24 protein-coding genes and 1 tRNA gene are annotated in these 22,855 nt (G+C 60.4%); 9 read left to right on the forward strand and 16 right to left on the reverse strand.

Annotated elements, in window-relative coordinates; genetic code table 11:
* Positions 1–2: 2 nt before the first annotated feature.
* Genes ACXAEH_RS05275 through ACXAEH_RS05285 form a run of 3 tightly spaced genes read left to right on the forward strand, consistent with a single transcriptional unit; the run spans position 3 to position 2,742 of the window.
* Positions 3–413 (forward strand): hypothetical protein, encoded by a 411-nt coding sequence (locus ACXAEH_RS05275; protein ID WP_475031419.1) that lies wholly within the window; start codon positions 3–5, stop codon positions 411–413.
* Positions 413–1,423 (forward strand): branched-chain amino acid ABC transporter permease, encoded by a 1,011-nt coding sequence (locus ACXAEH_RS05280; RefSeq protein WP_475031420.1) that lies wholly within the window; start codon positions 413–415, stop codon positions 1,421–1,423. Before ACXAEH_RS05275 ends, ACXAEH_RS05280 begins: the two co-directional genes overlap by 1 nt.
* Positions 1,420–2,742, forward strand: a complete 1,323-nt coding sequence (locus tag ACXAEH_RS05285; RefSeq protein WP_475031421.1) for a branched-chain amino acid ABC transporter permease — start codon at positions 1,420–1,422, stop codon at positions 2,740–2,742. The genes ACXAEH_RS05280 and ACXAEH_RS05285 overlap by 4 nt, the downstream gene beginning before the upstream one ends.
* Positions 2,743–2,847: 105 nt before the next feature.
* Here ACXAEH_RS05285 and ACXAEH_RS05290 read toward each other — a convergent pair whose 3' ends face one another.
* Positions 2,848–4,392, reverse strand: a complete 1,545-nt coding sequence (locus tag ACXAEH_RS05290) for a helicase HerA-like domain-containing protein (RefSeq protein ID WP_475031422.1) — start codon at positions 4,390–4,392, stop codon at positions 2,848–2,850.
* A gap of 480 nt (positions 4,393–4,872) precedes the next feature.
* Between ACXAEH_RS05290 and ACXAEH_RS05295 the strand changes: the two genes are divergently transcribed.
* Positions 4,873–5,514, forward strand: coding sequence for an invasion associated locus B family protein (locus ACXAEH_RS05295; RefSeq protein ID WP_475031423.1), 642 nt, complete (start codon positions 4,873–4,875; stop codon positions 5,512–5,514).
* A 66-nt stretch (positions 5,515–5,580) separates the two neighbouring features.
* Here ACXAEH_RS05295 and ACXAEH_RS05300 read toward each other — a convergent pair whose 3' ends face one another.
* Genes ACXAEH_RS05300 through ACXAEH_RS05315 form a run of 4 tightly spaced genes read right to left on the reverse strand, consistent with a single transcriptional unit; the run spans position 5,581 to position 9,843 of the window.
* Entirely contained in the window at positions 5,581–6,789 is a 1,209-nt protein-coding gene (locus tag ACXAEH_RS05300) for a beta-ketoacyl-[acyl-carrier-protein] synthase family protein (RefSeq protein WP_475031424.1), read from the reverse strand.
* Between the two features lie 6 nt (positions 6,790–6,795).
* The gene (locus tag ACXAEH_RS05305; RefSeq protein ID WP_475031425.1) at positions 6,796–7,053 is read right to left on the reverse strand and encodes an acyl carrier protein; all 258 of its coding nucleotides are present in this window, start codon (positions 7,051–7,053) and stop codon (positions 6,796–6,798) included.
* A 48-nt stretch (positions 7,054–7,101) separates the two neighbouring features.
* On the reverse strand, positions 7,102–8,175 hold the full coding sequence (gene lpxD / locus ACXAEH_RS05310) for a UDP-3-O-(3-hydroxymyristoyl)glucosamine N-acyltransferase (RefSeq protein WP_475031426.1): 1,074 nt from the start codon (positions 8,173–8,175) through the stop codon (positions 7,102–7,104).
* A 39-nt stretch (positions 8,176–8,214) separates the two neighbouring features.
* Positions 8,215–9,843 carry a L,D-transpeptidase family protein gene (locus tag ACXAEH_RS05315; protein WP_475031427.1) on the reverse strand — a complete coding sequence of 543 codons (1,629 nt, stop codon included), beginning with the start codon at positions 9,841–9,843 and terminating at the stop codon, positions 8,215–8,217.
* A gap of 348 nt (positions 9,844–10,191) precedes the next feature.
* Here ACXAEH_RS05315 and mepK point away from each other — a divergent pair, with 348 nt between their 5' ends.
* Together mepK and ACXAEH_RS05325 are read left to right on the forward strand one after the other, a co-directional pair.
* Entirely contained in the window at positions 10,192–10,761 is a 570-nt protein-coding gene (gene mepK / locus ACXAEH_RS05320) for a peptidoglycan L,D-endopeptidase MepK (RefSeq protein WP_475031428.1), read from the forward strand.
* Positions 10,762–10,930: 169 nt separating this feature from the next.
* Positions 10,931–11,007: transfer RNA gene (locus tag ACXAEH_RS05325), tRNA-Arg, on the forward strand.
* A gap of 34 nt (positions 11,008–11,041) precedes the next feature.
* Here ACXAEH_RS05325 and ACXAEH_RS05330 read toward each other — a convergent pair.
* Positions 11,042–11,911 (reverse strand): LysR family transcriptional regulator, encoded by an 870-nt coding sequence (locus ACXAEH_RS05330; RefSeq protein WP_475031429.1) that lies wholly within the window; start codon positions 11,909–11,911, stop codon positions 11,042–11,044.
* A 98-nt stretch (positions 11,912–12,009) separates the two neighbouring features.
* Between ACXAEH_RS05330 and tmpA the strand changes: the two genes are divergently transcribed.
* Genes tmpA through ACXAEH_RS05345 form a run of 3 tightly spaced genes read left to right on the forward strand, consistent with a single transcriptional unit; the run spans position 12,010 to position 14,414 of the window.
* Complete coding sequence (gene tmpA, locus ACXAEH_RS05335) at positions 12,010–13,143, forward strand: 2-trimethylaminoethylphosphonate dioxygenase (protein WP_475031430.1); 1,134 nt, start codon at positions 12,010–12,012, stop codon at positions 13,141–13,143.
* 3 nt (positions 13,144–13,146) lie between these two features.
* The gene (gene tmpB, locus ACXAEH_RS05340; protein ID WP_475031431.1) at positions 13,147–13,752 is read left to right on the forward strand and encodes a (R)-1-hydroxy-2-trimethylaminoethylphosphonate oxygenase; all 606 of its coding nucleotides are present in this window, start codon (positions 13,147–13,149) and stop codon (positions 13,750–13,752) included.
* On the forward strand, positions 13,749–14,414 hold the full coding sequence (locus tag ACXAEH_RS05345) for an ureidoglycolate lyase (RefSeq protein WP_475031432.1): 666 nt from the start codon (positions 13,749–13,751) through the stop codon (positions 14,412–14,414). Before tmpB ends, ACXAEH_RS05345 begins: the two co-directional genes overlap by 4 nt.
* Positions 14,415–14,480: 66 nt before the next feature.
* Here ACXAEH_RS05345 and ACXAEH_RS05350 read toward each other — a convergent pair whose 3' ends face one another.
* From ACXAEH_RS05350 to iscR, 10 genes are all read right to left on the reverse strand, one after another.
* A complete protein-coding gene (locus ACXAEH_RS05350) occupies positions 14,481–15,701 on the reverse strand; it encodes a cysteine desulfurase (protein ID WP_475031433.1) in 1,221 nt (406 codons plus the stop codon).
* Positions 15,694–16,290: a YIP1 family protein gene (locus tag ACXAEH_RS05355; RefSeq protein ID WP_475031434.1), complete on the reverse strand. Its 597-nt coding sequence runs from the start codon at positions 16,288–16,290 to the stop codon at positions 15,694–15,696. The genes ACXAEH_RS05350 and ACXAEH_RS05355 overlap by 8 nt, the downstream gene beginning before the upstream one ends.
* Positions 16,275–16,760 (reverse strand): YIP1 family protein, encoded by a 486-nt coding sequence (locus ACXAEH_RS05360; RefSeq protein ID WP_475031435.1) that lies wholly within the window; start codon positions 16,758–16,760, stop codon positions 16,275–16,277. The genes ACXAEH_RS05355 and ACXAEH_RS05360 overlap by 16 nt, the downstream gene beginning before the upstream one ends.
* Positions 16,760–18,040 (reverse strand): SufB/SufD family protein, encoded by a 1,281-nt coding sequence (locus tag ACXAEH_RS05365; RefSeq protein ID WP_475031436.1) that lies wholly within the window; start codon positions 18,038–18,040, stop codon positions 16,760–16,762. The genes ACXAEH_RS05360 and ACXAEH_RS05365 overlap by 1 nt, the downstream gene beginning before the upstream one ends.
* Entirely contained in the window at positions 18,040–18,798 is a 759-nt protein-coding gene (gene sufC, locus ACXAEH_RS05370) for a Fe-S cluster assembly ATPase SufC (RefSeq protein ID WP_475031437.1), read from the reverse strand. Before sufC ends, ACXAEH_RS05365 begins: the two co-directional genes overlap by 1 nt.
* 73 nt (positions 18,799–18,871) lie before the next feature.
* Complete coding sequence (locus ACXAEH_RS05375) at positions 18,872–19,186, reverse strand: YbjQ family protein (protein ID WP_475031438.1); 315 nt, start codon at positions 19,184–19,186, stop codon at positions 18,872–18,874.
* 38 nt (positions 19,187–19,224) lie between these two features.
* The gene (gene sufB / locus ACXAEH_RS05380) at positions 19,225–20,748 is read right to left on the reverse strand and encodes a Fe-S cluster assembly protein SufB (RefSeq protein WP_475031439.1); all 1,524 of its coding nucleotides are present in this window, start codon (positions 20,746–20,748) and stop codon (positions 19,225–19,227) included.
* 14 nt (positions 20,749–20,762) lie between these two features.
* On the reverse strand, positions 20,763–21,806 hold the full coding sequence (locus ACXAEH_RS05385; RefSeq protein ID WP_475031440.1) for a cysteine desulfurase family protein: 1,044 nt from the start codon (positions 21,804–21,806) through the stop codon (positions 20,763–20,765).
* Positions 21,803–22,306, reverse strand: a complete 504-nt coding sequence (locus ACXAEH_RS05390; RefSeq protein ID WP_475031441.1) for a hypothetical protein — start codon at positions 22,304–22,306, stop codon at positions 21,803–21,805. The genes ACXAEH_RS05385 and ACXAEH_RS05390 overlap by 4 nt, the downstream gene beginning before the upstream one ends.
* Before the next feature lie 2 nt (positions 22,307–22,308).
* Complete coding sequence (iscR, locus tag ACXAEH_RS05395; protein ID WP_475031442.1) at positions 22,309–22,767, reverse strand: Fe-S cluster assembly transcriptional regulator IscR; 459 nt, start codon at positions 22,765–22,767, stop codon at positions 22,309–22,311.
* Positions 22,768–22,855 lie beyond the last annotated feature (88 nt).

A 22,855-nucleotide genomic window follows, 5' to 3' on the forward strand; every position in this document is an offset into this window, starting at 1 on the left:
GTATGCAATTACTTCCGGTGCTAGGTGCCCTTGGGGCATTCGCGGTCACTTCCACAAGTACTCAAGCGATGGAACTTGCATGTGTAGCCACTGAGGCCTGTCAAACTCAGTCATATTGCGAAGAAACAGAACTGCTTCACAAGCTGTCGGTTGATGCCGCTAACAGAACCTTATCGTTTGGCTATATCGAAAACCCGGCTGACACGCCGCTAGAGTTTGAGCTGTTAGAAAACAGTTCCGAGACTCTTGTCGTCGGGGTCGGCGGCGCAAAAGATCAAGTTGGCGCTCAAACCTTTGCATTGTTTCGCAACTATGAGTTTGTGCTCACCTCTAGCGTCTTGGTCAATCAAAACGAACAGCTCGTGGCCATTGGGATCAACGTCCGTGGCAACTGCGAAAAGGGTGTCAGCTAATGGACTTCCTCAACGCCCTTGTGGCGCTTACTAATTTTGTTGTCATTCCGGGGCTGGCCTATGGCAGCCAGCTGGCGCTCGGCGCGCTGGGCGTGACGCTGATTTACGGTATCCTGCGGTTCTCGAACTTTGCCCATGGCGACACCATGGCGTTTGGCGCGATGGTGACGATCCTGTTCACCTGGCTATTCCAGTCGATGGGCATCAGCTTTGGCGTGCTGCCGACTGCGCTGCTCGCCCTGCCCTTTGGCATTGCCGGCACCATCCTGCTGGCGCTGTTCACTGATCGGACCGTCTATCGCTTTTATCGCGAGCAGAAGGCGAAACCGGTGATCTTCGTCATGGTCTCGCTCGGCGTGATGTTCATGATGAACGGCCTCGTGCGTTTCATCATCGGCCCTGGCGACCAGCGGTTTGCTGATGGTGAGCGTTTCATCATCAAGGCGCGCACCTTCAAGCAGATGACCGGCCTGAATGAGGGCCTGGCGATCAAGACCACCCAGGGCATCACCGTGATCACCGCGATCATCGTGGTGGCAGTGCTGTTCTGGTTCCTGAACAAGACCCGCACCGGCAAATCCATGCGGGCCTACTCGGATAACGAGGATCTGGCGCTGCTGTCCGGCATCAACCCGGAGCGCGTGGTGATGTACACCTGGATGATCGTGGCGGCGCTGGCGACCATTGCCGGCGTGCTTTACGGTCTCGACAAGTCGTTCAAACCCTTCACCTATTTCCAGCTGCTGCTGCCGATTTTTGCCTCCGCCATCGTCGGCGGCCTTGGCAATCCGCTGGGCGCAATTGCCGGCGGATTCATCATCGCCTTCTCCGAGGTGACGATCACCTATGCCTGGAAGAAGGTGCTGAACTACTCACTGCCCGACGCACTGGCACCTGACGGGCTGGTTCAGCTCCTCAGCACCGACTACAAATTCGCGGTTTCCTTCGCGATCCTGATTGTTGTCCTCCTGTTCAAGCCCACCGGCCTTTTCAAAGGGAAAGCGGTATGAGTGAGACTATGAAGCATACCTTTCTTTTCGTCTTTGTCGGCGTGATGATCCTCTTGGAAGGCATGACCGACTTCCTGTTCTTCTCCGGCTCCTGGAACTCGGCGCTGGTGATCCTCAACATGGGGCTGATCTCGGCCATCATGGCGATCGGGGTGAACATCCAATGGGGCTTTGCCGGGCTGTTCAATGTCGGCATCATGGGCTTTACCGCTTTGGGCGGGCTGGCCGTGGTGCTGACCTCGACTCCGGTGATCCCTGAGGCCTGGTCCTCTGGCGGGGTCAGCATCGTGATGGCGCTGGTCATGGGGGCGCTGACGGTCGTGTCCGGTGTGATGATCACCAAGTTCATGGCCCCCGGCAAGGCACGCATGCTGGTCCTGGTTGCTGTCATGACCGCCGGCTTCTTCGTCTATCGCGCGATCTTTGATCCGGCAGTGGGCTCGGTTGAGGCGATCAACCCGGCGCTGCAGGGCAATATCGGCGGCCTGGGCCTGCCGGTGCTGCTGGCCTGGCCTGCGGGTGGCTTGCTGGCCGCGGGTGCGGCCTGGCTGATCGGCAAGACTGCATTGGGGCTGCGCTCGGACTATCTGGCGATTGCTACTCTCGGGATTGCCGAGATCATTCTGGCGGTCTTGAAGAACGAGGACTGGCTTTCGCGCGGCGTGAAAAACGTGGTCGGCCTGCCGCGCCCGCTGCCCTATGAGGTGGATCTGCAAAACGATCCCGCCTTTGTGGAGAGCGCTGCGGGCTTCGGCCTGGATCCGGTTCTGGCCTCGACCATCTACGTCAAGGCGGGCTATGCGCTGTTGTTCACTGCGGTTCTGCTGGCCTTCCTGTGGATGGCGCAGATGGCCCTCAAAAGCCCCTGGGGCCGGATGATGCGTGCGATCCGCGACAATGAGACCGCGGCAGAGGCGATGGGCAAGGATGTGACCCGCCGCCACCTGCAGATCTTCGTTCTGGGCTCCGCGATCTGCGGCATTGCCGGTGCGATGATGACCACGCTGGACAGCCAGTTGACGCCGGGGACCTACAACCCGCTGCGCTTCACCTTCCTCATTTGGGTGATGGTGATTGTCGGCGGTTCCGGCAACAACTTTGGCGCAGTCCTGGGCGGCATGCTGATCTGGTTCTTCTGGATCAAGGTAGAGCCGATGGGCATCTTGCTGATGGAACTGGTAACCTCCGGCATGGCTGAGGGCAGCGGTCTGAAAGCCCATCTGCTGGCAAGCGCATCGCACATGCGGCTGTTCACCATGGGGCTGATTTTGCTGCTGGTACTCAGGTTCAGCCCCCGCGGCTTGATCCCTGAAAAATAAACGTCAAACGCCGCCCGGACACACCAGGCGGCGTTTTTGCTTCTTTCTGGTGGAAAATACTCCCGCCGGAGGCTCGGGGCTGGCTGCTGCCAGCCCCGTTTTCCGTCACCGCCCCTTGAACAGGCTGCCGAGAATACCCCGGACAATGCGGCGGCCGGTGGTGCCCTTCAGTTCCTTGATGACCGCTTGCGACATCGCCGAAGCGAAAGTGTCCCGCTTGCGGTAGGCCTTGGAGGAGGAGCGGCTGACGCGCGCACCGGAGTAGCGCCTGGCAGCGTTGAACTCCCGTGCCATCGGCTGCGCAGCCTCTTCTGCTTCGACCTCGGAAACTTCCGCCTGCTGTGCAGCTGACTGGGCCCTCTGGGTTAGGATTTCATAGGCTGAGCGCCGGTCCAAGGTCTCAGTGTACTTCGCTGCAAGATCTGAAGTATTCAGCAAAGCCGCCCGTTCCGCCGGCGTGATCGGCCCCAACTGGGAACTCGGCGGGCGGATCAGGGTGCGCTCAACCACGCCAGGCACGCCTTTCTTTTGCAGCATTGACGTCACCGCTTCTCCGACACCAACCTCACGGATCGCGTCTTCGGTCGAAAACCGCGGGTTTTCGCGATAGGTTTCCGCAGCCAGTTTCAAATTCTTGCGGTCCTTGGCAGTGAACGCCCGCAGCGCATGCTGAACGCGGTTGCCGAGCTGGCCCAGAATGTCCTCAGGAACGTCGGCCGGGTTTTGCGTGATGAAGTAGATCCCGACGCCCTTGGACCGGATAAGGCGGGCAACCTGCTCGACCTTGTCGACCAATGCCTTCGGGGCGTCTTCGAACAGAAGATGCGCCTCGTCAAAAAAGAACACAAGTCGGGGTTTATCCGGATCTCCGACCTCAGGCAGTTCCTCGAACAATTCACTGAGCAGCCACAAAAGGAACGTTGAATAAAGGCCTGGCGCGGCCATCAGCTTGTCCGCCGCCAGGATATTGACCATGCCGCGGCCCGCCGCGTCGCAACGCATCAGATCCGCCAGTTCCAGCGCTGGCTCTCCGAACAGCCCGGCACCACCCTGGTTTTCCAGAACCAGCAACCGGCGCTGGATCGCGCCGATGGAGGCAGGAGAGACATTGCCGTAGCGCAGGGACAGCTGCCCGCGGTTTTCGCCGATCCAGACCAGCAGCGCCTGCAGATCCTTCAGGTCCAGCAGCGGTAAGGCCTCTTCATCCGCCAGCCGGAAGGCAATGTTCAGGATTCCTTCCTGCGCTTCGCTCAATTCCAGCAGGCGTGACAGCAGCAAAGGCCCCATTTCGGCAACGGTGGTCCGGACCGGATGGCCCTGCTCTCCGTAGAGATCCCAGAATGTGACCGGGCAGGCGTGGTAGCTGTAGTCCGCAAATCCGATCGTGTCTGCGCGGTCAGTAAAGGCGCCGTGCAGCTTGTGCTCTGCGGTTCCGGGTTTTGCGAGGCCGGACAGATCCCCTTTAACATCCGCCAGAATGACCGGCACGCCTGCATTGGAAAACCCTTCCGCCAGGATTTGCAGCGTGACCGTCTTGCCGGTGCCTGTCGCCCCGGCAATCAATCCGTGCCGGTTTGCATATTTCAGCTTCAACCCTTGCGCTTCACCATAAGATTCACCGCCACCGCCCAGAAAAACACTCTCAGCCATACCTGTTCCCTGCTCGTTCTTTTTCCTGTGAATAACAATACAACGTTAACTTTTAGATGCGACACTCAAACATGCCCGCCCCAGCAAATGCGGTTGCCGTGGCGGACATTTCCTCCCTGTCAGACTGGCCGTGCCTTGTGCACGGCCTTCTTTTTTCAGCACCACTTGTAAGCGCCGCCTGCCGTGCTGCAGAGCGTTTTCCTCAAATCCATGCCGAATTGAATTTTTTTGAACTTGTATGTTGACCGATGGCCAGCCCTTTCGTAACGTCCTACGCAATAACTAAGTCGGCCAGTCCGACGGGGAGACGCAATGACGAAAAAGGGGGCCAGCGGGTTCCCTTTTTTGTTGTTGCCGCAGCAGTTACCGGATTTGAAGAGATGTGCGCGGATTTCCCCGCCGATCATTTGTTATTGACCTGACACTGTCCAGACAGCGTGTTACATGCGGTGGCAGCGTCTTTAGAAACACGAGGCATTCATGTTGAAATCCCTGACCCCGATTACGCTTGCCGCCCTCTTGGCGATGACCGCGCCGCTGGCTGCACAGGAAACCGCCGAGGACGCGGATGCCGCCGGGGCGGAAACAGCCGAACAGGGCGGGCAAACGGGATCGACAGCGGACCAGTTGCTGGATCTGGGTGAACCCGTCACGGACGGCCCGCAGCTGGGCGAGCGGTATTCCAAGGAAAAGCACGGCGACTGGGATCTGGCTTGCATCAAGACTGAAAACGAGACCGACCCCTGCTCGCTCTTGCAGGTTCTGGCCGGGCCACAGGGCAATCCGATCGCGGAGGTTTCTCTGTTCCGGATCGAACAGCAAGGCGGTCAGGCCGTCGCAGGTGCAACCGTGATCGTGCCGCTGGAGACCCTGCTGCCGGCCGCGTTGACTATCTCAGTCGACGGCGCCCCGGCCAAGCGGTACAATTATTCCTTCTGCAACCAGCTGGGCTGCGTGGCGCAAATCGGCCTGACCCAGGGCGATATCGATGCCTTCAAGAAAGGCAGTGAGGCGGTGCTGTCGCTGCGCCCCGCCCCGGCGCCGGAACAGGTCGTGCAGATGAAACTGTCGCTGAGCGGGTTCACCGCAGGCTATGACGTAGTGGATGTGGTCCAGCAGTAAGCCGCGGTATCAGCCGTCTTTTGAAGCGCCGCGGTCCTTGAAGCCGCGGCGTTTTCCGTTGTGCGGTCAGATCTTGCGCAGCGCAAGCACGGCGTTCAGCCCGCCAAAGGCAAAGGCGTTGGACAAAGCCACACCAACCTTGGCCTCCCGCGCTTCGTTCGGCACCACGTCCAGCGCGCATTCCGGGTCCGCCTCCTCGTAGCCGATGGTCGGGGCAATCACCCCGTCACGCAGTGCCATGATACAGGCCAGCAGTTCCACCGCGCCGGTGCCGCCAATCAGATGGCCGTGCATGGATTTGGTCGAGGAGATCATCAGCTGGTCAGCCTGGGGGCCGAAGACATCGGCGACAGCGGCGCATTCGGTCTTGTCATTGGCGGCTGTGCCGGTGCCATGGGCGTTGATGTACCCCACGTCCGAGGCATCGACCCTGGCATCTTGCAGCGCCCCGGCAATGGCGCGGGCCGCGCCCTGCTTGCTGGGCATCACAATGTCCGCTGCATCAGATGACATGGCAAAGCCGATGACTTCGCAGAGGATTTCCGCCCCACGTGCCTTGGCGTGCTCATATTCTTCAAACACGAAGATTCCGGCGCCTTCGCCCTGCACCATGCCGTTGCGGTTGGCGCTGAACGGGCGGCAGGCATCCTTGGACATCACCCGCAGACCTTCCCAGGCCTTGACCCCGCCAAAGCACAGCATGGATTCCGAGCCGCCGGTGATCATCGCCGGGCTCATGCTGGACCGCACCATCTGGAACGCTTGCGCCATGGCGTGGTTTGACGAGGCACAGGCCGTGGAAACCGTGAAGCTGGGGCCTTTGAGATTGAACTGCATCGACACATGGCCGGCCGCGGCATTGTTCATCAGCTTGGGCACCACAAAGGGGTGCACCCGGTTCTTGCCGTCCTCATAGACGCTGCGGTAATTCTCATCCAGCGTTTGCATACCGCCGCCGGAGTTGCCCAGCACCACGCCGGCCTTGGCCGACAGCTCGCCGTGAAACTCCAGCCCGGATTGCTCAATCGCCTCCTTGGCCGCCGTCAGGGTGAACTGGGTGAAGCGGTCATAGAGGCTCATCTGCTGGCGGTTGAAGCGGCCTTCGGCTTCGAACCCGCGGACCTGGCCGCCGATCCTGATCGCCAGCCGGTCAACATCACGGAACTCCAGCTCGCCAATTCCGCAGCGCCCCTCGCGCATGGCTTCAAGCGTGGCTGGCACAGAGTGGCCCAGGGCATTGATCGTTCCTGCCCCGGTGATGACGACTTGTTTCATGAGAGTTTACGCTTTTTCCGCAACCAGATGGTCGATGCCGGATATGATCGCAGCAACGTTGGAGATATCAAAGTCGCTCTGCTCTGGCGCGTTGGCATTGAAAGGGATCGAGATGTCGAATTCCTCTTCAATGGCAAAGATGCTTTCGACCAGACCCAGGCTGTCGATGCCCAGGTCCTCCAATGTGCTGTCCAGGGTCACGTCAGATGGTTCCAGAACCGCCTGTTCTGCAATGATTGCGATGACCTTGTCCTGTGTGCTCATGATGGGACCCCCGGCTTTCTTGTTGCGGCAGATGTAGTAACTACGCCGCTACTTGAAAACAGCCTTTTTTAACAATTCGATGTCACGCATCAGACGCGGCAGACGGCGCTGTGCTTTGTACATCTCGGTGTGGGTTTCCATTTTGACGCCGGGGTAGCCCATGATCACCCGGCCTGCAGGCACGTTGGAAAGGATCTTGGTGCCGCCGCCTGCAATCACGCCATCGCCGATGAAGATGTTGTCGACCACGCCGCACTGGCCGCCCAGAACCACGTTGTTGCCGATATCAACCGAGCCGGAGACGCCGGTCTGGCCGCACAGCAGGCAGTCATTGCCTACCTTGGTGTTGTGACCAACGTGCACAAGGTTGTCGAGCTTGGTGCCATTGCCGATCACTGTGTCCCGGATGGTGCCGTTGTCGATGGTGCAATTGGAGCCAAGTTCGACATCGTCGCCAATGGTGACTGCACCCAGCGAGTGGATGCGCACCCAGGCCTGGGCCTTGGCCTCGCCCTGGTCGCCCAAGGTCTTGCGGGCGTTTTCGGCGCCGGAGACTTCGGGTGTGACATAGGAGAACCCGTCGCCGCCAACACGCGCGCCAGGCTGGGCGCGGAAGCGGTTGCCGATACTTGCGCGGGCGCCGATCGAGACCATTTCACGCAGGTGTGCATCCTCGCCGATCACCGCATCCGCACCGACATAGCAATGCGGGCCGATCACGGAGCGGGCGCCGATCTTAGCACCGGCCGCGATGATAGAAAGAGGACCGACCGAAACCCCATCACCCAGTTCTGCCGAAGGGTCGATAACGGCTGAGGGGTGGATGCCTTCGGCAAATCCCTGGCCGCGGTCCAGCATCTCCGTCACGCCGGACATGGTCATGCGGGGGCGCGGTGCAAAGATCGCCGCCTTCAGGCCAAAGGACTGCCAATCGGCGCCCTCCCACAGAACCGCTGCCTGTGCATTTCCCACCTGCAGGCCTTCGGCATACTTAGGTGCCATAGCCATGGCGATCTGGCTGGCGCCAGCATCCTGCGGCTCGGCCGCGCCTGCGATCTGCAGGTCCAGGTCGCCCTGGGCTTCTGCACCCAGGGACTCGGCGATCTGGCGGATTGTGAACATGGCAGGCCCTTTCAGAATTATCCTGTATGGGCCTGATATTTACCCCTGAACGCTGGGCAGCACCACCCCTGCCCGTTCCAGCGCGGCCCAGACCTTGGCGTCGCGGCCATAGACATCACGGCGGAATTCCGCGCGGCCTTTGCCGGAGACAACTGCAGTCCGGTAGATGATGTGGACCGGTACTTTGGTTTCAAGCTCAACCTTGGTTTCCTTGCCGGAACTCAGGATGCGGTGGAAGAAGTCCTTGGGGTTTTCAGTTTGTTTGGCCAGCAGCGCATAGGCAAATTCAAATGGCTGGGCCAGGCGGATGCAGCCATGCGAAAACGCGCGCACTTCGCGGGCAAACAGGCTCTTTTGCGGGGTGTTGTGCAGATAGATGTTGTATTTGTTCGGGAACATGAACTTGACCAGCCCCAGCGCGTTGCGGCTGCTGGGCGGCTGGCGCATGGAATAGGGGAAGTTCCGTGCAGTGTACTGGGTGAAATCAGCAGTGCTGCGGTCAACCACCCGGCCGCGCCGGTCAGTGATTTGAATGTGGCCGACGGCGCCCGGGTTGTTCTGCAGTTGCGGCAGGTATTCCTTGGTGATGATCGAGCGCGGCACGTACCAGCTCGGGTTGATCACCATATGCTCCATCTCGTCAGAGAACTCAGGGCTGCGGCGGTCATGGGTGTTCTTGCCGATCACCGATCGGGTCTCAAAGGTCACATCGCCATTGTCGACGATCTTTGCAGTGAAATCGGTCTGGTTGACCAGGACATGCCGTTCACCCCGGTCCGGGGTCAGCCAGCGTTCCCGCTCCATCGCGATGATGATCGACTTCAAACGCTCGGAGACGGGTTTGTTGACTTCGGAAATGGTGCCTGCCCCGGCCACGCCATCGGTTTCCAGGCCGTGGTCGGACTGGAAGCTTTGCACGGCTTTTTCGAGGGCGGCGTCATAGCTGCGCGCAGCGCTGCGCGGCAGGTAGCCCATCACCATCAAACGGTTACGCAGGGCAATGACGGCAGGCCCCTGATCGCCAGGCTCCAGCTTCTTGGCATTGACCACAGGCCCCCAGCCGCCAGCCGCCAGAATTTGTTCCAGCCGCAGCTTTTCGCGCATCAGGCCGCGGTATTGCGGCGACGCGGGCACCAGGCTGCGCATATAGGCGAAAGGCTGACCGTCACGGATGCCGTTCAGGAAGACGGCGCCGTCCACAGTGTGTTTCTTGCGCACCATGCCGTCGTCGATCCGTGACGGCACCAGCAGGCCGGTCTGCAAGTCGGTAGCGTAATCCACCAGTGCCTGGCTCAGCGCGGCCTCGACGTTGCCGATATCCCGGGTCGTGCGGGCATCGCGCATCTGCTGCATCAATGCGCTGACCTGGGCCGAGCGGTCCGGCAGCCCGTGGGCGCTGGTTTCTCCAAGTGCCGCCAGCAGCGCACTGCGGCGCTGGCGCGAGGCTTCGTCCGTTCCGGTCCAGATCGCCTGATACCCGTTTTCCCGGTAAAACCGGGCCACTGCATCGCTGGACGACGCAGCCTCAGCCACCGCCTGGCGGAAAGCCGCCGAAATTTCGGCCTGCGCCGGGATGGAAACAGCCCCCGCCATCAAGCCGCCCAATGCAAGGGCAAACAGCCCGGCTTTGAACCCTGGCAAAATCTTTCCAGCGGAAGCGCGCATCATAATCTCCGGTCCTCGAGCCGTATTTTGTCAATTCTGGCAGTGCCTATCTGAAATTCTGGTAAAAGCCAGCCTTCGTTGTCCATTCACAATCGCGAAAAGTTAACTTTGATGCACCGGAGCCGCGTCTATGGGACTCCCCTGCAACAGTCGCGGGGAAAAGTGGAACCACCCTCCCCTTTTGCGCAAGAAATTGCCGAAATCCATCCTATCCATACTCCCGCGGCAAAGAATTGTTGGAACACGATTTAGGGTGTGCCATACAAGCCGCACGTTAACTAAGAAGTTAGCGGGCCCGTAACATCGGGCAACTAGGCAGGACGAAAAAGCGTACGGGACGGCGCAGTGAAAATGGCAGAAACCGCGGGCACGGGGATTTCCCGGCGTTCTCTCTTGGGTGTATTTGCTGCAACCGCAGTGGCAGCGGCCCCGACCTTCTCCAATGCAGCAGGATTCTTGCGCGGCGGCGGCGATATCCGGCGCATCCGCATGTACTCCGGCCGCACCGGCGAACGTCTGGACATGGTCTATTGGATCGATGGCCAGTACATCAAGGACGCGGTCAAGGAAATCAACCACTTCATGCGGGACTGGCGCACAGATCAGGTCAAGGACATGGACCTGCGCACCATCGACATCATGGCGGCCTCTCACAACCTGTTGGACGTGAATGAGCCCTATATGCTGCTGTCCGGCTACCGCAGCCCCAAGACCAACGCGATGCTGCGCAGCCGCTCGCGCGGGGTGGCAAAGAACTCGCTGCACATGCGCGGCCAGGCAGCCGACCTGCGGCTGTCTTCCCGTTCCGTTTCGCAGATGGCCAAGGCTGCCGAGGCCTGCCGCGCGGGCGGCGTCGGCAAATATTACCGTTCCAACTTTGTGCACATGGATTGCGGCGTTGTCCGCAGTTGGCGCGGCTAACCCCCTAACCCTTTGCAAGAATGCAAGCCTGCACGTCCCGTTGCAGGCTTTTTCGTTTGAAGGCCAAGACTTTTGGGCAATTGGTGCCGGGTCATGTCATGAAATTGGAAACAGGCGGTTTTTCCCGTTGCAGAGGTAGCAAAGCGCGGTTATACCCCGGCTTAACGACGCACCCATAGCTCAGCTGGATAGAGCGCTGCCCTCCGAAGGCAGAGGTCTGAGGTTCGAATCCTCATGGGTGCGCCACTTTCCACTAGACCATTCGAAACCCTTGCGCTTTTCACGCCTGCAAAGCTGTTTTTAGCGCCTCCAGCAGCGCCTTTTGACGGGATGACTTCCCAAGGCTCGGCGGCCAGGTCAGCCAGTAGCCGTCAATCGTCGTCAGCTCCGGAGCCTCTGCACTTTCAAGCTGGCCGGTCTGCAGCAGATTGGCTGCCAGGGCCTGCGAGCCCAGCACCACGCCCATTCCAAGCCGGGCCGCCCGCAAGGCATGGGCCATGGAATCCACGGACACCTGCCCAGATTCCGGCTCAGGTTCGCCGGTAACCCGGGCCCACTCAGCCCAGCCTGGCCGCTCGCCGCGCAATTCAATGACCTTAAGCTGCCGCCAATCCTTCCCCAGTCCGGGGGCCGTCATGGGCTGAAGCACCTCATTGGCCAGAAGCACACCTTCCCGCCCGTCCCAGCCGCCACGGCCATAACGGATGTGCAAGGCTCCTTCGGCGGCTTCAAACTCCAGCCGTTTCGGCACCGTTTCAGTAACAATCCGCAACTCGGGGAATTTCCTGGAGAAAGCCCCCAGCCGCGGCAGGAGGAGCAGATCCAGATGAGATGGCGACGCCGCGATCCGCAGTTCACGGATGGTTTGGCCGAAAATATTCTCTGTCCCCAGTTCCAGTGCCCGCAGGGAATCGTGCACCAGGGGCAGATAACTCTCACCATCAACAGTCAGGGCCACACCACGTGCCGACCGGATAAAAAGCTGACGCCCAAGCCAAGCTTCGAGGTTGCGGATCCGCTGGCTGACCGCCGCCTGGGTGGCGCCGAACTCCTCAGCGGCGGCTGTGAAACTGCCATGCCTGCCTGCGGCCTCAAACACTTTCAGCCAATCAAGCGGCGGCAGCCCCTGTTTGGTGACTTTCCTGGTCATTAGAAAACCTAACTCTCAAACCCTGATTTCCGTCGTTCTCTTGATGGCTCAGCGCCGGTATCAGCGCAAGAGAGAACCAGGCCAACCGGAGAAACACCATGCCCCGTTCCGTGACCGCTGACGCATCCGGCAGCTTTCTGACCCTGACATTCGAAGACGGCAGCGACAGCCGCTTTCACGCAATCTGGCTGCGCGACAACGCGCTGGACCCCGAGACCCGCTCGCCCGGCAACGGCCAGCGGCTGATCACCATCGGTGACATTCCGGCGGATACCAAGATCAGCACCGCACTGGTGGAAGACGGCGCGCTGACCGTGACTTTTGCACCCGAAGGCAAAACCGTTACCTTCCCAGGTGCTTGGTTGAAAGAACACGCCTATGACGTTGACCAAGCGTCTGAATTCGGCCGCACGGCACCGGGCATCGAGACCTGGAACAGCAGCAAGCCGGCGCCTGCCTTTGACTGGAACGAGGTGAAATCCGACCCCCAGGTCAAGCGCGACTGGCTGGACACGATTGCCCGTCTCGGATTTGCCAAGCTGGTGAACGGCCCCGTGACCGAAGGCGCGCTGGTCGAGAACGCTGAAATGTTCGGTTTTGTCCGCGAGACCAACTACGGCAAGTATTTCGAGGTCCGCACCGAGGTGAACCCGACCAACCTCGCCTATACCGGGCTGGGCCTGCAGGCGCATACCGACAACCCCTACCGCGATCCGGTGCCGTCGCTGCAAATCCTCTATTGCCTGGAAAACTCGGCTGAAGGCGGTGAGAGTATCGTTGTTGACGGCTTCCGCGCCGCTGAACGTCTGAAAGCGGAAAACCCCGAAGGTTTCGCCCTGCTGGCAGGCTACCCGGCCCGGTTCGAATACAAGGGGTCCGACGGCGTGCATCTGAAGTCGCGCCGCCCGATGATCGAGCTGTCGCCGGATGGCGAGATGGTTGGCATGCGCTTCAACAACCGTTCGTCAGCGCCTTTTGTCGACATTCCGTTCGACAAGATGGAAGCCTATTACGCCGCCTACCGCCGCCTGGGCGAGTTCATCGACGATCCGGACATGGGTGTCTCCTTCAAGCTGGAGCCGGGCGAGAGCTTCATTGTCGACAATACCCGCGTGATGCACGCGCGCCTGGGGTATTCCGGATCCGGTTCGCGCTGGCTGCAGGGCTGCTACGCCGACAAGGACGGGCTGCATTCGACCCTGAACGTGCTGAACGCCCAATTGGAGGGCTGAGACATGAGCAAGCCGGATTTCAGCAAGCTGACCCAAGACAATATTGTCGCTTTCATTGGCGACATCTTCGACCGCCGCGGTGACGAGGAATACCTGGGCGAGCCGGTCACCATGACCGAGCACATGCTGCAGGGCGCCACCATTGCCGAGCAGAACAAGCAGCCGGAAGAGATTATCGTGGGGGCGCTGCTCCACGATATCGGCCATTTCACCAGCGAGTTCGGAACCTTCAGCATGGATGACACCGAGGACCGCTTCCACGAGGAAGCCGGCGCCGAGGTGCTGGAACAGTTCTTCCCTTCCGTAATCACCGATTGCGTGCGCTATCATGTGGCGGCGAAACGCTATCTCTGCGCCACCAAACCGGAATATTTCAACCGTTTATCAGAGGCTTCCATCCATTCGTTGAACCTGCAAGGCGGGCCGATGAATGCCGAGGAAGTCACCGAGATGGAGAAGAACCCGAACCTCAAGCAGATCATCGCCGTGCGCTATCTGGATGAGGCCGGCAAGCGGGCAGATATGGAAACGCCGGACTATTGGCATTTTGCGCCGATGGTGCAGCGCATGGTGGATCAGCACATGAACGCGCGGGTTTCTGCAAAATGAGCGCGCCCGAGTACATCTTTGAAGCCAGTTCCAAACCCTCGCTGCCCTGGCATGAGGTGCCGCTGATCCGGGCCACCGAGGAAAGCGTCAAGGGCTATGGCTGCTTGGTGGATGATCCCGAGAATTTCGAGATCGAGATCGTGCAGTGGCCCGCCCAGGGCTGGCGACCGATTGACGACGGCACTGGCGACGAGGCAGGCTGGGTCGAGGGCACCTTCCGCGGCGACTGGCGCGGTGATGTGCTCTATGGCGAGAACGAAGCGGTCAATGGCAACTATGTGCTGGGCTGGTCCACCGACCCGCAAAAGGCGCAGGTGGAGGCGCAGACCGCACCGCGGGACCAGGTGCTGCTGTGGCACATGAACTACCACCCGGACGGCGGCCAGCTGTTCTACCCGCTGGACAACAAACCCTTCATCATTCCCGCAGCGCTGCCCGGCGATGATCTGAAACCGGAGAAGGTTGTTGCCTTCTGGTGCGACGGCTCCAAAGGGCTCTATATCCACCCGAACATCTGGCACGAGGGGATCTTTCCGGTGGAGGACAGCCAGCGGTTCCTGGACCGTCAGGGCAAGGTTCACGCGCGGGTCAGTTGCGATTTGGGCAAGGAGTTCGGAGTGTACCTGTCCTGCCCGCTGCGGGCGGATAAGATCCAAGGGTAATATACTGCCCTGAAAGAAAAAACGGCGCCTATCGAGGCGCCGTTTTCGTTATCGCTGTCTGCCGGGTCAGGCGAATAATTCGTGCGCCAGCTCCAGCGCGTCAATCAGCGTGTCGACTTCATCCCTGGTGTTGTAGAGGCCAAAGGACGCGCGGCAGGTGGCGGAGACACCCAAATGGTCCATCAGCGGTCCGGCGCAGTGGTGGCCGGCGCGTACCGCCACGCCTTTCTTGTCGAGGATGGTGGAAATGTCATGAGCGTGCGCCGCACCTTCCATAGTGAAGCTGAAAATCGCTGCTTTTCCGGGTGCTTGCCCCTGTACATTGATCCAGTTCAGCCCAGTCAGCCGCTGCATTGCATAATCGCGTAAACTGCCTTCATGCTTGGCAATGTTGTCCATGCCAAGATCCATCATGTATTCCAAAGCCACACCCAGACCGATGGTCTGCACGATGCCGGGCGTGCCGGCCTCGAACTTCATCGGCGGATCGTTATAGATGATCCCTTCTTTGGAGACTTCCTTGATCATGTCGCCGCCGCCGATGAAGGGGCGCATCTCGGCCATGCGTTCCGGCTTGATGTACACTGCACCAGAGCCGGAAGGGCCATAGAGCTTGTGGCCAGTGATCGCGTAGAAATCGCAGCCGATGTCCTGTACGTCGACCGGCATATGCACGGCGCCTTGCGAACCGTCGACCATCACCGGCACACCCTTGGCATGGGCACCTTGGGTGATTGCCTTGACGTCCACAACCGTGCCCAGAACGTTGGAGCACTGGGTGACCGCGACCAGTTTGGTCTTTGGGCCGATCGCGTCGATCACCTTTTGCGGATCGAGGCTGCCGTCATCTGCCACATCGACCCACTTCAGCACCACCCCCTGGCGCTCGCGCAGGAAGTGCCAGGGCACGATGTTGGCATGGTGCTCCATCACCGACAGCACGATCTCGTCACCCGCCTCAAACCGCGGCATGGCCCAGCCATAGGCGACCAGGTTGATGCCCTCAGTGGTGCCGGAGTTCAGCACGATGGTGTTTTCGTCGCCGGCGTTCAAGAAGCGCGCAATAATACCGCGCACCGCCTCGTACTTTTCGGTCGCAAGGTTAGAAAGATAATGCAAACCACGGTGAACATTGGAATATTCCTCTGCGTATGCCCTGGTCACCGCATCAATCACCACCTGCGGCTTCTGAGCTGAGGCACCATTATCAAGATAGGTCAGCGGTTTGCCGTTCACCTCGCGCGTCAGGATCGGGAAGTCGGAGCGGATTTTGTCCACGTCATACATTTTCGGGCAGTCCCAGATTTGCGGGGCCGATCAGACCCACGAGGAAGAGAAGGGCAAACAAAAGCAGTGCACTGGCCATCAAGACCACCCCAAGCGAGCGCCATACCGAGCCGAATTTGTGCGCCGAATTGACAAAGTGCAAGAGGATAAAAAACACCATGACGTTCACGGCGATAACGGCCAGGTCTGCAAGAAACGGCACCAGCAAAGCCAAGGCGACTATCCCGGCCTTGAAGGCCTCCATCAGCAGTTGCAGCCAGGTTATCAGTGCCAGCAGCGAAACGAAGTTCCCTTGACCGCCGAGCCAGCGGCCGGCGGTTGTCAGCATGGCTATGAAGCCCGCCTGCAGAACCAGGATCATCACGAAAAACACGCCTGGCGGAACCTGCAGCAGCCCCGCACCAGCCGGCTGCGGAAACAGAATGTTTTGAATGGCATGGACCATGGTGCTGAGCACCACAGACAGCAGAAACGCGGTCCAGAGCGCCTCCCGCGGCCAATCATGCGCCAGGATCTGCCGGGCAGCCTCCTTGGGGGCTTTTACCGTGAGCAAAGCAAAGGCCGCTAGCGCATTCATTGCTTTGCCCAATAGCCTTGGATCATGCCGGACACCCAGAACCACAGGAACACGGCGCACCAGAGCGCACCAACCAGGTTCAAGGCTCCGCCTGCTCCGATAAAACCGGCAACCAAGCCGTTCAGAAGCATCAGCGGGCTTGCCGCCAGGAACGCCCAGAACAGCGCCAGACGGGACCGGTAGGCATCCCCCTGGCCGCCAGCCGCGCGGGCGATCCAATGCGCCGCCAGAGCCAGAGTGTAGAGCAGCAGAGGCGCAATGAAGACGAGACCCAGCAGTGCCCCGCCCAGCAGCATGTTCAATTCCTGCCCGGTCAGATGCGCTTCGCGGGCCAGTTTCGGCATCTGTGCGACAAAGGTCAGCACACAGCCGCTGATCAGGAAGATCAGCAGCCGGTCCTCCCGGGCACCCATGCTCAGAAGCCGCGCAAAAACCTTGCGCGGCCCCTTGTAGGTAGCCGGGATATCCGTGGTGACAGACATCAGTGGCGCCGGGCGAGCCAGCCTTCGAGGCGTTCAATAATGGCCGCAGCCACATCGCTGTCCTCGATCTCCTCGACTGCTTCGGCCAGGAAAGCCAGCGTCATGAGATCAGTTGCCTCTGCCTTGGGCACGCCGCGCGAGCGCAGGTAGAACAGGCCTTCCTCGTCGATCGCACCCGAGGTGGAGCCATGCGAGCAGGCCACGTCATCGGCGTAGATTTCCAGCTCGGGCTTGGCCAGGAACTGGCTGTCGTCATCCAGCAGCAAGGACTGGGAAATCTGATATCCGTCAGTCTTTTGCGCGCCTTCTTTCACCAGGATCTTGCCCTGGAACACGCCGGTCGCCCCGTTGCGCAACACCTTCTTGAAAACCTGGCGGCTTTCGCAGTTCACCGCGTCATGAGTGATGAAAACGGTGTCGTCGTGGTGGAAGTCGCCATCGCCGACACAGGCGCCCGCGATGTGGGCAACCGCATCGTCGCCGGTCAGTTCGACCACAGCCTCGTTGCGGGTCAGCACGCCATTTACAGTCAGAGTGAAGGATTTAAAAACCAACTCGGTGCCGAGGCGGGCGAACATGTGCGTTGCAGCACGGCGCTCATGGTCGCGGCCCTGCGCCCGCACCACATGCAAAGCACCGCCATCCGCTACGTCGATTTCCATGCATTTGTTGAACCGCGCTGCAGCCGGGCCGTTTTCAAGGATCGTTGCGGATGCGCCGCTGTCGACCTTGATCACATGGTGCAGGATCGCGTCAGACGCCTCATCCGCGTGACGGTAAACCAGGTTCACCGGCTTGGAGGGCGAGCCTGTCACATGAATCACCACGCCATCGGTGGCAAAGGCCGTATTCAGTGCGGCCAGCGGGCGCTGAACAGGAGTCTGTCCGCGTGCCTCAAGAACACCGTACAAGTCTTTGGCCCAATGGATGTCTTTCTCGCAAATGTCGGCGATCCGCTCAATGGAGATACCTTCCAAAGACAGGTCGTCCGAGGCGTCTGCATCAAAGACACCGTCCACGAACACGACCTTGAGGCGGTCAAAGCCGTCGAACATCGGGGCTTCGCCGGTCTCGAAGACCGCCGCCTTGGGGGCCTCTGCTGTGGTCAGCGTGTCGGGACGGGTGTACTTCCAATACTCGTCGCGGCGGCTGGGCAGGCCCATGGTCTGGACCCGCGACAACGCGGCCTGGCGCGCTGCCTTGAGGCAGCCGCCCTCGGGCAGCTCCAGCGCGGCCAGCCGCGCCTCGGTTGCGGTTTGCTTTGCTTCAGCCAGTGCCATTACGCGTCCACCTCGGCCAGAATGCCGGCGTAGCCGTTGTTTTCCACTTCCAGAGCCAGCTCGGGGCCGCCGGTCTTGACGATACGGCCGCCTGCCAGGATGTGCACCACGTCGGGTTTGATGTGGTCAAGCAGACGCTGGTAGTGGGTGATCACCAGGAAACCGCGGCCTTCGTCGCGCAGCGCGTTCACGCCATCAGCAACCAGCTTCATCGCGTCCACATCGAGACCGGAGTCGGTCTCGTCCAGGATGCACATCTTCGGTTCCAGCATCGCCATCTGCAAGATTTCGTTGCGCTTTTTCTCGCCGCCGGAAAAGCCGACGTTGACAGGGCGCTTCAGCATGTCGGCGTCGATCTTGAGCGTCTTGGCTTTGGCGCGCACTTCTTTCAGGAAGTCGGAAGCGGACAGCTCCTCTTCGCCGCGGGCCTTGCGCTGTGCGTTCACTGCAGTGCGCAGGAAGGTCATGTTGCCGACGCCGGGGATTTCCACCGGATATTGGAACGCCAGGAACATGCCGGCTGCGGCGCGCTCTTCCGGTTCCAGTTCCAGGATCTCTTCGCCATTCAGCGCGGCAGAGCCTTCGGTCACCTCATAGCCGTCACGGCCAGACAGCACGTAAGACAGGGTGGATTTGCCCGAGCCGTTCGGCCCCATGATGGCATGCACCTTGCCGGCTTCGACCTTGAGGTCCAGACCTTTCAAGATCTGCTTGTCTTCGTCTTCAAGTTTGACGTGCAGGTTTTTGATTTCGAGCATTTTTTCCTCGTCTCACATGTCGTGCAAGCCTCAAGCTCGCGATATTCTCTAGCCCCAGAGGGCCGTTTCATTCCTATCCCAGCACCACCGCGGTGCCGCTGGCCGAGACCATCAGCATGGACTGCCCGACCACTTCGTAATCCAGATCAACGCCAACCACAGCGTTTGCGCCCTTGGCCCGGGCGCGATCCTCCAACTCTGCCAGCGCGGTTTCGCGCGCGTCCTGCAACTTGCTTTCATAGGCTCCGGAGCGACCGCCGACGATGTCGGTAATCGAGGCAAAGACATCGCGCACCACATTGGCGCCCATGATCGCCTCACCCACCACGATGCCTCTGTACTCGGCGATCTGGTAGCCTTCGACGCTATTGGTCGTTGTGACGATCATGCTCTTGCCTCCCTGCGGTGATGCCCAGGGGCCTGCCATCAGCCGACAGACCCTTCCAGCGAGATCGCGACCAGCTGCTGCGCTTCCATGGCGAACTCCATCGGCAGCGCCTGCAGCACGTCCTTGCAGAAGCCGTTGACCACCAGGGCCACCGCCTCTTCCTCGTCCATGCCGCGCTGGCGGCAGTAGAACAGCTGGTCGTCATCCACCTTGGAAGTGGTCGCCTCATGCTCCACACGGGAGGAGTTGTTCTTGACCTCGATGTAGGGAACCGTGTGGGCACCGCATTTGTCGCCGATCAGCAGCGAGTCGCATTGGGTGTAGTTGCGCGAGTCCTTCGCCTTGGGGTGCATCGACACCAGCCCGCGGTAGGTGTTCTGCGCCTTGCCGGCCGAGATGCCTTTGGAGACGATACGCGACTTGGTGTTCTTACCCAGGTGCACCATCTTGGTGCCGGTGTCGGCCTGCTGCATGTTGTTGGCGATGGCGATCGAGTAGAACTCGCCCTGGCTCTCGTTGCCTCGCAGGATGCAGGACGGGTATTTCCAGGTCACGGCAGAGCCGGTTTCCACCTGGGTCCACATCACCTTGGCGCGGTCGCCGCGGCAGTCGGCGCGTTTGGTCACAAAGTTGTAGATGCCGCCCTTGCCGTTCTCATCGCCTGGATACCAGTTCTGGACGGTGGAGTATTTCACCTCGGCGTCTTCCTCGATGATGATTTCCACCACCGCAGCATGCAGCTGCGCGGTATCGCGCTGCGGTGCGGTGCAGCCTTCGAGGTAGGACACGTAAGAGCCCTTGTCGGCGATGATCAGGGTACGTTCGAACTGGCCGGTGTTTTCCGCGTTGATCCGGAAATAGGTGGACAGCTCCATCGGGCAGCGCACGCCCGGCGGCACGTAGACAAAGGAACCGTCGGAGAACACGGCAGAGTTCAGCGTCGCATAGAAATTGTCGGAGACCGGGACCACCGAGCCAAGGTATTTCTTCACCAGCTCGGGGTGCTCGCGGATCGCCTCCGAGATGGAGCAGAAGATGACGCCCGCCTCTTTCAGCTCTTTCTGGAAGGTGGTGCCGACGGAAACGGAATCGAACACCGCGTCCACAGCAACCTTCCGGCCTTCTTCCGGGGTCTCGCCTGCGCCTTCGACTCCTGCCAGAATCATCTGTTCTTTCAGAGGGATACCGAGTTTTTCGTAGGTCGCCAGCAGCTTGGGGTCGACCTCATCCAGCGACTTGGGCTTCACTTCCATCGACTTGGGACGGGCATAGTAATACTGGTCCTGGAAGTCGATTTCCGGGTAGCTGACCATCGCCCAGTCCGGTTCGTCCATCTGCTCCCAGCGTTCAAAGGCTTGCAGGCGCCACTCGGTCATCCATTCGGGCTCTTCGTTCTTTTCCGAGATCAGCTTGACGATATCGGGGTTCACGCCCTTGGGCGCGTATTCCATCTCGATATCGGTTTCCCAGCCGTATTTATACGCACCGCCAACCTCGCGGACGGCGTCCACGGTTTCCTGGTCAACACCTTCCTTGACTTGGGTCTGGTCCAAAGCGGCCATTGTCTTCTCCTCACTCACGCCGCGCGGGCGCGATGTTTCTTTTCTTTTTGCAGCCACGCATCGGCAAAGCGCAGCACGTCTTCTTCTGTCGTCTCAGGCCCCAGCGAAACGCGCACCGCGCTTTGAGCTGTGGCCTCGTCATACCCCATGGCGGTCAGCACTGCGCTGGCGCGCACCTTGCCGCTGGAACAGGCGCTGCCCGCGCTGATCGCAAACCCTGCGAGGTCCATCTGCATGACCTGGGTTTCGCCTTTCCAGCCCGGTGTCGCAAAACACAAAGTGTTCGGCAGCCGCTTCTGATCCTTCCCGACAAAAATAGTATGGCTTGCGCCAGCCACAAGAGCCTTTTCTAGAATATTTCTAAGTTGTGCAACCCTATCCCAAACACCATTTGCCAGATCTTTTCCGGCTGCTTCAGCTGCAGCGCCGAAGCCCGCGATTCCAATGACATTTTCGGTGCCGGAGCGGCGCCCCATTTCCTGACCGCCGCCCTTGATCTGGGCCGGCAGATCGGTGCCGCGTTTCATTACAACCGCGCCGATACCCTTGGGGCCGCCCAGCTTGTGGGCCGAAATCAGCGCCATTTCGGCACCAAGCCAGTTGAAGGCCAGCGGCAGTTTGCCAAAGGCCTGTGTCGCGTCTGTTACAGCCAGCCCGTCCGGCAGTTGCTGCACGATGCCGGTTTCCGAGTTTGCCAGCTGCACGGTGGATTGCTCCGGAATGCCGGCCTGCACAGCACCTTCAGGCGTCACGGAAAGGTCCTCAACGGTCCAGGCCCGCACCGCATCATGCTCCACCGGAGCCCCGTGCAGGCTGCGTCCCGACAGCGCCAGCGAGGCACCTTCGGTTGACCCGGAGGTGAACACGATGTCGGCGCCATCCGCCCCGAAAGCTGCTGCAACCTGCGCCCGCGCCTTCTCTACCAGTGCCTTGGCAGCCCGGCCCTCGGCATGGACCGACGACGGGTTGCCGCAAACGTCCATCGCCGCAATCATTGCATCCCTGGCTTCGGGGCGAAGCAGCGCAGTAGCGTTATGGTCGAGGTAAACACGAGTCATAAAGTCATCTTTTCCCGGAGCGTTTCCGCCTCATAAGGGGTTTTGTACAAATCTGCAAAGGCCTCGGCATAATCGAGACGGAGCTGGTATGTGTAGCCCGGCTGCAGAAAATACGGTGCTTCTCCTGCGGTCTCCTCGAACATACGGATCAGCAAATGGCCAGGCACTTCGATATGTGCCTTTGCCGGCCCGGTCATCCAGTTGTAAAGCCTGCCCCAGAAATGGCGGGACCTATACCAAGCCTCCTGCGCTGTCACCGTTGCCCGGAAAAGGAATACATACACCTCGCCCGCGGTCATACCGGCAAAGGCCAGCCGCTCGATCTGGGCTCTCTTCCTTGCCCGTGCGCTGCCCTTCACATGATGCCTGTCCTCAGATGCCACCGCGCCGATCCTGGGTGCCAACGCTCCAAAGGCCTCAAAGGCCTCCGGGCTTTGCACCGAAAGATCGATCCCATCTAGACCGCAGATTGCGGGGTAGCTGCTGAAGTCAGGGCGCACGGTCAGTCATCCACCACGGCAAACAGGCTGGGCACCGCCGGGCACGGCGCCAGGTCGTTCTTGATCACATCGGACAAGCGGGTCTGGTGCAGGAACACGTAGACATGCGCGCTGAGGCCTTCCCACAGTCGGTTGGTCAGCGACTGCGCCCGGCTTCCGGACAGCGCACCGGAGGCGCCTGCCCCCTTGTGCATCGCGTCTACGGTTTCATCCACGGCAGACAGCACATCGACCACCCGGATCTCAGATGCCGCCTTGGCCAGCCGGTAGCCGCCGCCTGGACCGCGCACCGAGTTGACCAGGCCGGCCCGGCGCAGCTTGACGAACAGCTGCTCCAGATAGGGCAGCGAGATGTCCTGCCGCTTGGAAATGTCGCCCAGCGGCACCAAAGCGTCCTGCGGCTGCAGCGCGATATCCGCCAGCGCGACCATCGCGTAGCGCCCTTTGGTGGAAAGCTTCATAATTTACCCCTCGAAACGGGCCCGTGTGTGCGAAAACATTGACCTTGCCACCGACTGTGCGTATCTCAGCCTGACGGTGCATGGCTTG

The sequence above is a fragment of the Leisingera sp. ABM4_060 genome, from assembly GCF_056158765.1.